This is a genomic window from Pseudomonas sp. JQ36 (assembly GCF_053851495.1).
This window is the reverse complement of sequence record NZ_CM132642.1, coordinates 1,312,679-1,326,614: the sequence shown is the minus strand read 5'-3', so window position 1 is coordinate 1,326,614 and position 13,936 is coordinate 1,312,679. Positions and strand designations below refer to the sequence as shown.

General features: G+C 65.2%; 2 protein-coding genes (1 of these 2 only partly in view). Both read right to left on the bottom strand.

Annotated elements, in window-relative coordinates:
• A protein-coding gene (locus ACS4NR_RS05900) for a non-ribosomal peptide synthase/polyketide synthase (RefSeq protein WP_456019358.1) crosses the window boundary here: on the bottom strand, nucleotides 1–926 show its 5' end (the start). Its footprint begins 16,897 nt before the window's first position; the window shows 926 of its 17,823 coding nt (coding positions 1–926); its start codon is at nucleotides 924–926; its stop codon lies off the left edge, out of view.
• On the bottom strand, nucleotides 923–13,936 hold the full coding sequence (locus ACS4NR_RS05895; RefSeq protein WP_456019357.1) for an amino acid adenylation domain-containing protein: 13,014 nt from the start codon (nucleotides 13,934–13,936) through the stop codon (nucleotides 923–925). The genes ACS4NR_RS05900 and ACS4NR_RS05895 overlap by 4 nt, the downstream gene beginning before the upstream one ends.

Sequence of the window (13,936 nt, the reverse complement as noted above, 5' to 3'; positions counted from 1 at the left end):
GTCGGTTCGTCGATGTCGCTGAGCATCTCGCGGAAAAACGCCTCGTGCTCGGCCTCGCTGACACCCAGACGCGCCTGCGCCACGTAGTTGCGAAACGGCACCGGGCGCCCGAGCAGTTCACGCTGCCCGGTGAGGCAGGCGCGCATTTCGTGGCGCACCACGTCGAGCGCCGAGTGGTCGAGGGCCATGTGATGGAACAGCAGCGTGGCGATCACCCGTTGCCCGGCCTCATCCCAGGCGTGGGCCAGACGCATCAGCGGCGCCTGGGTAACGTCGAGGCGGAAATGCCGGGCATCGAAGCGCTCGTGCAGATACGCCAGCACGTCGCCATTTGCATCAGGCAACGTCACCTCTTCCACCGGCAGTTCGGCCCGGCGCCAGACCACCTGCACCGGCGCGTCCAGCCCTGCCCAATGCACAGCGGTGCGCAGAATGTCATGGCGATCGATCACCGCTTGCAGCGCTTGAGCGAACGCTTGAAAACGCTCACGGCTGGCGAAAGCGAAATGCGACTGCATGACATACGGATCACCGTCACCGCCACTGACGTGGTGATACAGGATGCCTTCCTGCAGCGGCGCCAGCGGGTAGATGTCCTGCACGTTGGCTGCGCCGCCGGGGACTTGTGCGACGAGGTGGTCGATGGTGGTTTGATCGAGTTCGACCAGCGTCAGCATCGTCGGGGTGATGCGCGTGGTGCCAGAGACGATGCCGTTGGCCGGCACCTCGACCTGACCATGCTTGCTGGCCGAGTACTGCCCGGCCTTGATCAGTTCGATCAGCGCCGGTTTGTGCTCGCGCAACAGCGCCAGCAACGCCGGGTCGTTCAACGCCTGCTTGTTGCCGTTGACCCGCAATTGGTCGTCCGCGACCGCCAGCTGAATATCTTTAGCCTTCAATGTGGCCAACAGTTCGATCACGTTCACAGGACGATCTCCATTCGTTCGGTAATTGCGGCGTAGCCGGCCAGGGTCGGATGTTCGAACAGCGACCTGACATCGGCTTCCATGCCTTCCTGACGCAGCCGGCCGATCAGACTGACCGCCAGCAGCGAGTGACCACCCAGTTCAAAGAAATGATCGTGGCGCCCTACCCGCTCGACGTTGAGCAACTCGGCCCAGAGCCGTGCGAGGGTGATTTCGACGTCGCCCACCGGGGCTTCGTATTCGCGCACCGGCAATGCGCCCTGATCCGGCGCCGGCAGCGCCTTGCGGTCGAGTTTGCCGTTGGGGCTCAGCGGCAGTGTATCGAGATGCACGAACAGCGCGGGCACCATGTAGTCCGGCAGGTTTTCCATCAGATGGCTGCGCAGCACGTCGATTTCCAGGCGTGCCCCGGTGTAGTACGCCACCAGACGCTTGTCGCCGGATGCGTCTTCGCGGGCGAGCACGGCGGCTTCCTGAATGCCGTCGATCTGGGTCAGGCGCGCTTGGATTTCACCGAGTTCGATGCGCAGGCCACGGATCTTCACTTGATCGTCGTTGCGGCCCAGATATTCGATATTGCCGTCCGCCAGATAGCGGGCGACATCGCCGGTGCGGTACATCCGCCCATTGGCGTGAAACGGATCGGTGAGGAAGCGTTCGGCGTTCAGTTCCGGGCGATTCAGATAACCACGCGCCACCTGCACGCCGCCGATGTACAGCTCGCCGACCACGCCGTGCGGCACCGGTTGCTGCTGGGCATCGAGGATGTACATGCGGGTGTTGGCGATCGGTTTGCCGATCGGCGTGTTGTCTGGCGTTTGTTCCAGCGGCCCGGCGCAGTTCCACGCGGTCACGTCCACCGCCGCTTCGGTCGGGCCGTAGAGGTTGTGCAATTGGCTGCCCGGCAGTTGCTGTTTGAAGCGTCGCACCACGCTGCCCGGCAGGGCTTCGCCGCTGCACATGACTTGCCGCAGGCTGTTGCAGCGTGCGGTGTCGGCGTGAGCGAGGAAAACGTCGAGCATCGATGGGACAAAGTGCAGCGTGGTGATGTGTTCACGCTCGATCACTTCACTGAGGTACTGCGGATCCTTGTGCCCCTCGGGCCGGGCCATGACCAATCGAGCGCCAGTCATCAGCGGCCAGAAGAATTCCCAGACCGAGACGTCGAAGCTGAACGGGGTTTTCTGCAACACCGTGTCGGCAGAAGTCAGTTGATAAGCGTCCTGCATCCACAGCAGACGGTTGACCACCCCGCTGTGTTCGTTGATCACGCCTTTCGGTTGGCCGGTGGAACCGGAGGTGTAGATCACGTAAGCGGTGTGCTGCGGGGCCAGTTCGGCTATCGCAAGATTGTCTGTCGGCAGCGCTTGCCAATGCGGCTGATCCAGGTCGATCACCGGCACGCCAACGTCACCGAGCAACGAACGCGTCGTTCCCTGCACCAGCACCGCCAGCGGCGCGCTGTCCTCCAGCATGTAGGCCAGACGTTCCAGCGGATACGCCGGATCCAGCGGCACATAACCGCCGCCGGCCTTGAGGATCGCCAGCAGCCCGATCACCATGTCCAGACCGCGCTCGACGCAGAGCGCCACCCGCGCATCCGGCCCTACGCCCAATTCACGCAGATGCCGTGCCAGTTGATTGGCCCGGGCATTGAGTTCGGCGTAGCTCAGTTGCTGCTCACCCGCAACCACGGCGGGCGCCTGCGGCGAGCGCGCCACTTGCGCCTCGAACAAGCCGTGAATGGTCTGCTCAAGGTCGTAATCGACGTCAGTGGCATTGAGACCGAACAGCACCTGCTGGCGCTCGGCATCCGCCAGCACCGGCAGGCGGTTCAAGGCCTGCTGCGGAGTCTGCTCCAGCGCCTCGACCAGCCCCGCCAACGCCTGCTGCATGTAGCCACACAGCCGCGCCGCGCCAATCTGCGAAGAGATCATGGCCGTGAGGTCAAAACCCTGACCCAGGTCATCGACGTTGAAGCTCAGCGGATAGTTGGTGCGCTCCTCGCTGGACAGGTTCTCGATGCCTTGCCAGGCCAGGCGATTGGCTTGCAACTGTTCCGCGCTGACGCTGTGCCGGTAGTTGAGCATGGCGCTGAACAGCGGCGACGGCGCCGCCACCCCGCTGCAACGCTGGGCCAGCGCCAGTGACGCATGTTCATGGCCGAGCAATGCCGTCAGTTGCGCATGAGTGGCGCGCACCCCGGCCCGTACCGAAACATCGCCTAAATCCACCCGCAGCGGCAGCGTGTTGATGAACATTCCCAGACCACGATCAGCGCCGGTACCGCCCTGCATCCGCCCCAGCAACACGGTGCCGAACACCACGCGCGCATGTCCGGAAGTCGCCGCCAATACCTGGGCAAATGCCAGATGGAACAGGCTCGCGACACTCACGCCCATCTGCCGCGCCTGGCTGCGCAGGCGCTGCGCCACGGCGTCGGGCACGCGCTGACGGACTTCTTCGATGTCATGGCCGTCACCGTGCACGTCCAGCAGACCGAATGGCAGCGTTGGCTCGTCGATCTCGCCGAGCATCGCGCGGAAGAACGCTTCGTGTTCCTGCTCGCTGACGCCCAGCCGGGTTTGTGCCACGTAATTGCGATACGGCACGGCGGGTATCAGCACTTCGCCGTGACCGAAGAGCAGCGCCTGCAGTTCCTGCTGCACCACTTCCAGCGCCGTGTGATCCATGGCGATGTGATGGAACAGCAGCATGGCGACCACCCGATTGTTGGCCGGATCTTGCGCATACACCAGACGAATCAGCGGCGCCTGACTGAGGTCGATGCGGTAATGCCGCGCGTCGAAACGCTCATACAACTGCGCCAGAACATCACCGCCCGCCGTATCGAATGCAACCTCCTGCACCGGCAGCTCAGCTTCACGCCAGACCACTTGCACCGGCGTCGCCAGCCCTTCCCAGACCACCCCGGTGCGCAGGATGTCATGGCGACTCATGACCTGACGCAGCGCAGCGGCAAAGGCCTGCAAGCGTTCAAGGCTGTCGAATGCCAGGCGCGATTGCAGCAGGTATGGATCGCCGTGCGCGGCGCTCAAGTGGTGATAAAGAATGCCTTCCTGCAACGGCGCCAGCGGATAAATATCCTGCACGTTGGCGGCACCGCCCGGCACCGTGGCAACGATACGCTCGATGCTGGCCTGATCCAGTTGCACCAGGGTCAGCATGTCTGGCGTGATATGCGTGCAACCAAGCGGAATCAGGTTGTCCGGCACCGCGACTTCGCGACCACTGCCCACCGCAGCTGCCAACGCGGCGAGGGTCGGCTGGCTGAACAGCACGCGTACGTCGGTGCTCAGGCCGAGCTGACGCATGCGCTCGATCAGGGTCACCGCCAGCAGCGAATGCCCGCCCAGCTCAAAGAAGTTGTCGTGCCGCCCGACCTGTTCGACCTGCAACACCTCGGCCCAGACCTGCGCCAGCGCGGTTTCCACCGGCCCTTGCGGGGCTGCGTATTCGCGGCTGAGCCAGGCGTCCTGATCCGGTTCGGGCAAGCCCTTGCGGTCGAGTTTGCCGTTGGCGGTCAGCGGCAGCGCCTCAAGCCGCACGTAAGCTGCCGGCACCAGTGCCTGTGGCAGACGCGCCTGCAGATGCGCGCGCAGCGCCTCGATATCGACTGTTGTGCGGGCGGTGAACCAGGCGATCAACCGCGCCTCGCGCACCAGCACCACCGCGTCCTGCACCGCCGCATGGCTGGACAGCGCAGCTTCGATTTCACCCAGTTCCACCCGCACACCGCGCAGTTTGACCTGATCGTCGTTGCGCCCCAGGTACTCGATATTGCCGTCGGCCAGCCAGCGCGCGAGATCGCCGGTGCGGTACATGCGCGCCTGCGGTTCGTCACTGAACGGGTCTTCGAGGAAGCGTTCGGCAGTCAGCTCGGGACGGTTCAGATAACCACGGGCGACACCCGCGCCACCGACGTACAGTTCACCGGCAACCCCCACCGGCACCGGACGTTGCTGTTCATCGAGCAGGTAAACCCTGGCGTTGCTCATCGGCCGGCCGATGTGCAGCGATTGCCCGACATGGATCTGCCCTGATGTCGCGACCACCGTGGCCTCGGTCGGGCCGTAGTTGTTGATCACGGCAAAGGTCTGCTCACGCGGGAACTGCCGCAACTTGTCGCCACCGATCAACAGCGTGCGCAAGGTCGGGTGACCCAGCTCACGAATGAAGGCGTATTCGGCAATCGGCGTCGGCAGGAAGCTCACTTGCAACGGCTGCGCGCGCCACCAGTCGAGCAGTTCATCCAGGTGTTCGTTGCTGATCGACGGCGGCGGCAGGTGCAGGGTCGCGCCGACACACAGCGCCGGCCAGACCTCCCAGGCCATCGCGTCGAAACCGCAACCGGCGACGCTGGCGGTGTGGCTGCCGGCGCGCAGGTCGAATGCCTCGCAGTGCCAGTGCACAAGGTTTTCCAGGGTCGCGTGTTCGACCATCACGCCTTTCGGCTGACCGGTCGAGCCCGAGGTGTAAATCACGTAGGCCAGATGCGCCGGGGTCAGCGTCGGCAGTTGCGGATTGCAATCGGACAGGTGCTGCCAAGTGACATTGTCCAGATCAATCACCGGCACCCGGCCCAGCAACTCGCGGGTCGAACCCTGCGCCAGCACCGCCACCGGATCGCTGTCCTGCAACAGGTAGGCGATGCGGTCGGCCGGGTACGCCGGATCGACCGGCACATAACCGGCGCCGGCCTTGAGAATCGCCAGCAGCGCCACCAGCATCTGCGGGCTGCGCTGCAGGCACACGGCAATCCGGTCGTCCGGCTGCACGCCGAGGCCGAGCAAGTGCTGGGCCAGGCGATTGGCCTGCTGATTGAGCTGCGCGTAGGTCAGTTGCTGCGTGCCCTGCACCACCGCCAGCGCCTGTGGCTGCTGCTCGGCCTGCGCTTGCACCAGCGCCTGAATCGTTGCGCCGCGCGGGTATGCCGCCGCCGTCGGGTTGAAACCGACCACCAGGCGTTCGTATTCCTCGACCGCAAGAATCGGCAAGCGGTTGAGCGCACGCTGTGGCGCCTGTTCCAGCGCGTGCACCAGATGCTCCAGCGCGGTGTGCATGTAGCCGCAGATCCGTTGCGCGCCGATCTGCGCCAGCGCCAGCACGGACAGGGAAAAGTCTTCGCCGAGATCGTCGACGCTGAGGGTCAGCGGATAGTTGCTGCGCTCTTCGCCACCCAGCAATTGCACGCCTTCCCAGATGCCCTGACCGTCACGCGGCTGCGCCTCGGCAGCGGTATGCCGGTAGTTGAGCAGTGCACTGAACAGCGGCGCCCCGGACACTGCGCTGCAGCGCTGGGCCAGCGCCAGTGGCGCGTGTTCATGGGCCAGCAGCGCGGTCAGCCGAGCGTGGGTGGTCTTGACCGCAGAGCGCACACCTTCGCTGACATCCACCCGCAGCGGCAAGGTGTTGATAAACACGCCGAGGGTGCGATCCGCGCCTTCACCGCCCTGCAAACGACCCAACAGCACCGTGCCGAACACCACGTCGCGGCGGTTGGCAAGTACCCCCACCACCTGCGCCCAGGCCAGGTGCATCACGCTCGCCGGGCTGACACCCAACTGCCGCGCCTGTTCACGCAGGCGCAGGGTCAACCCGGCATCGACGGCTTGCTGCGCCTCCTCAATGTCGCCGCCATCGCCTTGCACGTCGTGCAGACCGAACGGCAAGGTCGGTTCGTCGATATCGCCGAGCATGTCACGGAAGAACGTTTCGTGTTCCTGCTCGCTGGCACCCAGACGCGCCTGCGCCACGTAGTTGCGGTACGGCATCGGCGTGCCGAGGCTGTCGGCCTGATCGAACATGAAAGCACGCATTTCCTGGCCCACCACCTCCATGGCGGTGTGGTCGAGAATCAAGTGCTGGAACAGGATGATCGCCACCACCCGTTGCTGTGCCGGGTCTTCGGCATAGACAATGCGCATCAGCGGCGCCTGGCTCAGGTCGAGGCGGTTGTGCCGGGCATCGAAGCGCGCGTGCAACTGTTCGAGAACGTCGCCCTGCGCCGGATCCAGCGGCACCGCCTGCACCACCAGCGGCGCCTGACGCCAGACCACTTGCTGCGGACTCGCCAGCCCTTCCCAGACCACACTGGTGCGCAGAATGTCGTGACGCGCGATGACCTGCTGCAAGGCTTGGCTGAAGGTGCGCAAGCGCTCGACGCTGTCGAAGATCAGCCGCGATTGCAGCAGGTACGGATCGCCCTGTTCGGCGCTCAAGTGATGGTAAAGAATGCCTTCCTGCAACGGTGCCAGCGGATAAATGTCCTGCACGTTGGCGGCCCCGCCCGGCACCGTGGCGACGATGCGCTCGATGCTGGCCTGATCGAGTTCGGTCAGGCTGAGCATGTCCGGGGTGATGTGCGTGCAGCCCGGCGGAATGCGGTTGGCCGGCACCTCGATTTCGCGACCGCTGCCGACTGCGGTGGCCAGTGCGGCCAGGGTCGGCTGATTGAACAGCACGCGCACGTCAGCGGCGAGGTCGATCTGGCGCATGCGCTCGATCAGGCTCACCGCCAACAGCGAATGCCCGCCCAGTTCGAAGAAGTTGTCGTGACGCCCGACTCGCTCGACTTTCAGCACGTCGATCCAGATCTGTGCCAGCGCGGTTTCCACCGCACCTTGTGGCGCTTCATATTCGCGGCTGAGCCACGCGCCCTGCTCCGGTTCCGGCAAGGCCTTGCGGTCGATCTTGCCGTTGGCGGTCAACGGCAATGCGTCCAGCCGCACGTAAGCCGCCGGCAACAGCGCATCCGGCAAGCGTGCTTGTAAATGCGAGTGCAACTGCTGAATATCGACCGCCGTGCGCTCAGTGAACCAGGCAATCAGTCGCCCGTCGCGAACCAGCACCACCGCTTCCTGCAGCGCAGCGTGGCTGCCGAGCGCGGCTTCGATTTCACCGAGTTCGATACGCACGCCACGCAGTTTGACCTGATCATCGTTGCGCCCCAGGTACTCGATGTTGCCGTCGGCCAGCCAACGCGCCTGATCGCCGGTACGGTACATGCGCGCCTGTGGCTCGTCGCTGAACGGATCGAAGAGAAACTGCGCAGCGCTCAGCTCGGGGCGATTCAGATAACCGCGCGCCACGCCTGCCCCGCCGACATACAACTCGCCCGCCACACCCACCGGCACCGGGCGCTGCTCGGCGTCCAGTACATAGACCTTGGCGTTGGCGATCGGGCGGCCGATATGCAGCGGCTGATCCAGTTCGACCGGCCCCGAGGTGGCGACCACCGTGGCTTCGGTCGGGCCATAATTGTTGATCACTGCGAAGGTTTGCTGACGACTGAACTGACGCAGGCGGTCGCCACCGATCAGCAGCGTGCGCAAGGTCGGGTGCTGCAATTGCCGGCTGAACGCGTATTCGGCCACGGGCGTCGGCAAGAAGCTGACCTGCAACGGCTGCGCGCACCACCAGTCGAGCAGCTCGTCGAGGTGCTCGTTGCGGATCGACTGCGGCGGCAGGTGCAAGGTCGCGCCGACACACAGTGCCGGCCAGACTTCCCAGGCCATCGCATCGAAACCGAAGCCGGCGACGCTCGCGGTCTGGCTGCCGGCCTGCAAGTCGAAGGCTTCAGCGTGCCAGTGCACAAGGTTTTCCAGGGTCGCATGCTCGACCATCACGCCTTTCGGTTGGCCGGTGGAGCCGGAGGTGTAGATCACGTAAGCCAGATGCTTCGGCGTCAATGCCGGCAGCTGCGGATTGGCATCCGACAGGTGCTGCCAGAGGTCGTTGTCCAGATCGATGACCGGCACGCCACCGAGCAGATCGCGGGTCGATGCCTGCGCCACGACGGCCACCGGGGCGCAGTCCTGCAACAGGTAGGCGATGCGTTCTGGTGGATACGCCGGATCAACCGGCACATAACCGGCGCCGGCCTTGAGGATCGCCAGCAGCGCGACCAGCATGTCCGGGCTGCGCCGGGCACACAGGGCGACCCGGTCATCGGGCTGCACGCCAAGGCCGATCAGGTGATGCGCCAGGCGATTGGCCCGCTGATTGAGCTCGCCATAGCTCAACTGCCGGGTACCTTGCACCGCCGCCAACGCTTCAGGGTGCGCGGCCGCCCGGGCCTCGAACAAACGCTGCACGGTCTGCGCCTGCGGGTAGTCGCGACCGGTGATGTTGAACCCGACCAGGACCCGCTGCCGTTCGCTCGGCGACAGCACCGAGATCTGCCGCAGCGGCGTGGCCGGATTGTGCTCGAGGGCGGTCAGCAGATTGTGCAGCGCGGTCTGCAGGTAATCGCAGACCCGCACGCCGTCCACTTGTGGCACTGCCTGCACGCTCAGGCGGAAACCTGTGCCGAGGTCATCGACGCTGACCACCAGCGGATAGTTGCTGCGCTCGCGCGAGCTGAGAATCTCGATCCCGTCCCAGGCCACACCTGCCGGTTCGGCCGCGCTGTGGCGATAGTTGAGCAAGCTGCTGAACAGCGGCAGCGATGCGGCAACACCGCTGCAACGCTGTGCCAGCGACAGCGGGGCCTGCTCATGCGCCAGCAGTTGCGCCAGACGCTCATGAGTAGCGTGCACGCCTTGCTCCACCGCGGTCGCACCGACACTGACCCGCAACGGCAAGGTGTTAATGAACATGCCGAGTGCGCGATCGGCGCCCTCGCCACCCTGCATGCGCCCGAGCAGCACGGTGCCGAACACCACCTCTTCACGCCCCGAAACCTGCGCCAGCACCTGGCCCCAGGCCTGGTGCACCAGGCTGGCCGCGCTGATGCCGAGGCGGCGCGCCTGCTCGCGCAACCGCTCGGCCACGCTCGAATCCAGCGCCTGCTCGCTGTCGACGATGCTGCTGCCATCGCCATGTACGTCCTGCACACCGAAGGCCACGGTCGGCTCGTCGATGTCGCCGAGCATGTCGCGGAAGAACGCTTCATGCGCCTGGGTATCGGCGTGCTGTTGCGCCTGCGCCACGTAGTTACGGTACTGCACCGGCGCCGGCAGATCAGCACCGTTCGGGTACAGGCTGTCGTTCATTTCCGCGAGCAGCACTTCCAGTGCGGTGTGATCGAGCACGATGTGGTGCAGCAACAGGATGCCGACCCAGCGCTGCTGTGCTCGGTCTTCGGTGTAGGCCAGACGCATCAGCGGCGCCCGGCACAGGTCGAGGCGGTAGTGCCGTGGATCGAAGCGCGCCTGCATCTGCTCCAGCACATCACCCTCAAGCAGGTCGGCATCGACTCGTTCCAGCGCCAGCGGCGCCTCGCGCCAGACCACTTGCACCGGCTCCTCAAGCCCTTCCCAGATCACGCTGGTGCGCAGAATGTCGTGGCGTGTGATCACCGCGTTCAACGCACGGACGAAGGCCTTGATCTGCGCCAGACCGGCGAAGGCGAATTGCGCCTGCAGCACGTAGGGGTCACCGGCGCTGGTCGCCAGATGGTGGTAGAGAATCCCCGCCTGCAACGGTGCCAGACCATAGATGTCCTGCACATTGGCAACGCCGCCGGGCACGCTGGCGACCACGCGGTCGATGGCGGCCTGATCCAGCGTGGCCAGCGGCAGCATGTCCGGGGTGATCCGCATGCAATCGGCAGGAATCAGATTGTCCGGCACCCGCAGGGCGTGACTGTGGCTCAGGGTCGCCGCCAGTGCCGCCACACTCGGCTGGCCGAACAGAACACGTACGTCGCACTGCAAGTCGTGCTGGCGCATGCGTTCGATCAGTTTCACCGCCAGCAGCGAATGGCCGCCGAGTTCGAAGAAGTTGTCGTGCCGCCCGACCTGCTCGACACCGAGCAGGGTCTGCCAGATTCCGGCGATCAGGGTTTCCACCGGCCCCAGCGGGGCTTCGAAACCGCGCCGGGCGAACGCATCGCTGTCCGGTTGCGGCAAGGCTTTGCGATCGAGCTTGCCGTTGGTGGTCAACGGTAACGCGTCGAGGTGCACAAACGCGCTCGGCACCATGTAGTCGGCGAGCGACAGCAGCAACTCGTCGCGCAGTTGCGCGGCGCTCGGCTCAGTTCCTGCGGCGGCCAGCCAGTAGGCCACCAGACGCTTGTCACCGGGGCTGTCTTCGCGGGCGATCACCACCGCTTCGCGCACCCCGGCGCAGGCTGCCAGGCGAGCTTCGATTTCACCGAGTTCGATGCGGAAACCACGGATCTTCACTTGATCGTCGTTGCGACCGAGGTATTCGAGGCTGCCATCGGCGGTCCAGCGCGCCAAATCACCGGTCTTGTACAGGCGCGCCTCGGCACGGCCGCTGAACGGGTCGGCAATAAAGCGCTCGGCGGTCAGCGTCTCGCGGTTGAGGTAACCCCGTGCAACCCCGGCGCCACCGACGTACAACTCGCCGATCACGCCGGCCGGCACCGGTTCGCGCTGCGCGTCGAGCACGTACAGTTGCAGGTCGGGGATGCCCACACCGATCGGGCTGCGCCCGACCAGTTGCGTGTCCGCTGCTTCCAGTGGCCGATAGGTCACGTGCACCGTGGTTTCGGTGATGCCGTACATGTTCACCAACCGTGTACCGGCATTGCCGACCCGCGCGTACCACGGTTTGAGCAGGCCCGGTTCCAGCGCTTCGCCGCCGAAAATCACTTCGCGCAACGAGTGCTGCAACGGGCTGCGGCCCTGCGCCGCGATCAACTGGCGGAAGGCGCTCGGGGTCTGATTGAGCACGGTCACGCCAGTGCGGCACAGCAGCGCGTAGCAGTCGTCCGGCGAGCGGCTGACGGCCTGCGGCACCAGCAACAATTGTCCGCCAAACGCCAGCGCACCCCAGATTTCCCACACCGAGAAGTCGAAGGCGAAGGAATGGAACAGCGCCCACACGTCCTGTTGGTTGAAGTTGAACCAGTCGTGGGTCGCCGAAAACAGTCGCACCACGTTGCGGTGTTCGACCATCACGCCTTTGGGCAACCCGGTGGAACCGGAGGTGTAGATCACGTAGGCGAGATGGCTTGGAGTCAGCTCGGGGATCTGCGGATTGCTGCCGAGTTCAGCCTGCAACTGCAGGCTGTCCAGATCGATGATCGGCACATTGAGCGCGCCAACCCGGTCCAGCGTATCGGCCTGGGTCAGCACCGCCACCGGGGCGCTGTCCTGCAAGGTGTAGGCGATGCGCTCCAGTGGATACGCCGGGTCGATCGGCACATAACCGGCGCCAGCCTTGAGCACACCGAGCAGGCCGATGAGCATTTGCGGGCCACGCTCGACACAAATCGCCACGCGCTGATCCGGGCGAATCCCCCGCGCCAGCAGGTGATGCGCAAGTTGATTGGCGCGGCGATTGAGTTCGCCGTAGCTCAACGTCTGCTCCTCGAACAGCAGCGCTGTGGCCTCGGGGCGTGCCGCCGCGTGGGCTTCGAACTGCTGGTGAATCAGCGGGGTTTCCGGGAACTGCGGCAACGGCGAGTTGACCCCGTGCAGCAGATAATCGCGCTCGGTCGCCGGCAGAATATTCAGGCGTTGCAGCGGCGCATCCGGGGTCGATTGCAAGGCCTGCAGCAGGCTGTGCAACGCGGTGTGCAGATAAGCGGCGATGCGTTCGGCACCCAGCGCCGCATCGGCCAGCGCGGTAATGCGCAAATCTTCGCCGAGGTCGTCGATGTTGATCGTCAGCGGGTAATTGGTGCGCTCGCGGGCGCCCAGCACTTGCACGCCGGGGGCCAGTTCACTGACCTCGGCGATCTCTTCACTGCTGCTGTGGCGATAGTTGAGGATCGCGCTGAACAACGGCGTCGGCACTGCCACCGCGCTGCAACGCTGAGCCAGTGCCAGTGAGGTCTGTTCATGGCCGAGCAACGCGGTCAGGCGTCGATGGGTGGCCAGCACCCCGGCGCGCACGCCGTCCTGCCCGACATCCACCCGCAGCGGCAAGGTGTTGATGAACATTCCCAGCGCCTGTTCGCCGCCCTCGCCCGCCTCCATTCGCCCCAACAGCACGGTGCCGAACACCACGGCGGTGCGGCCAGACAACTGGCCGAGCACCCGCGCCAGCGCCAGGTGCATCAGGCTTGCGACACTGACGCCGAGCTGACGCGCCTGGCCGCGCAGTTGCCGGCTGATATCGGTGTCGAGCATCAGCAAGGCTTCTTCGATGCTTTGCCCGTCGCCTTGCACATCCTGCAGACCACAGGGCAAGGTCGGCTCGTCGATGTCGGCGAGCATCTCGCGGAAAAACCCTTCGTGAACCTGCTCGTCCAGACGCAGACGGGCCTTGGCCAGGTGATCGCGATACGGCACCGGCGGCCCGACCTGCGCGGTCTGGCCGAGCAGGTGCGCGCGGGTTTCGCGGCGCACCACGTCGAGGGCGACGTGGTCCATGATCAGGTGATGGAACAGCAACAGCGCGACCACGCGACCGTTGGCCGGGTCCATGGCGTACACCAGACGCAGCAGCGGCGCCTGCTGGATGTCGAGGCGGAAGAACCGAGGGTCGTGGCGCTCCAGCAGCTGCGTCAGTGCATCCGCGCCCGGCGCGAGGACGATTTCCTCGCAGTGCAGACGAGCCTGCCGCTGCACCACTTGCAGGGGTTCGTCCAGGCGTTCCCAGACGAACGAAGTGCGCAGAATGTCGTGGCGTTCGATCATCCATTGCAGCGCCTCGGCGAAGGCCTCCAGCCGTTCGCGGCTGTCGAAGGCGAATCGCGCTTGCGACACGTAGGGGTCACCGGCGGGCGCCGACAGGTGCAGATAGAGCATGCCTTCCTGCAGCGGCGCCAGCGGGTAAATGTCCTGCAGGTTGGCGGCGCCGCCAGGCACATTGGCCACCAGCCGGTCGATGGTCGGCTGATCCAGGGTCACCAGCGGCAGCATGTCCGGGGTGATGCGAAACGCCGGGCTCAACCAGTCGCCACCGTGCCGGGCGACCAGCTCCAGCAGCTGCGCTTTGTGTTCGCTGAGGCTGTCCCACAACGCATCGTCCAGCGCGTCGTCGCTGCCCAGAATGACCAGGTCTTCATCTTCCTGTTGAAGGCGGATCGCATGGGTGGAAAGAACAGCCATCAGTTCGCTGAAATGCAT

Bases quoted from the DNA above. Each gene is read 5' to 3' on its own strand.
- ACS4NR_RS05895 (WP_456019357.1), bottom strand. From the start codon at position 13,936: ATGCATTTCAGCGAACTGATGGCTGTTCTTTCCACCCATGCGATCCGC.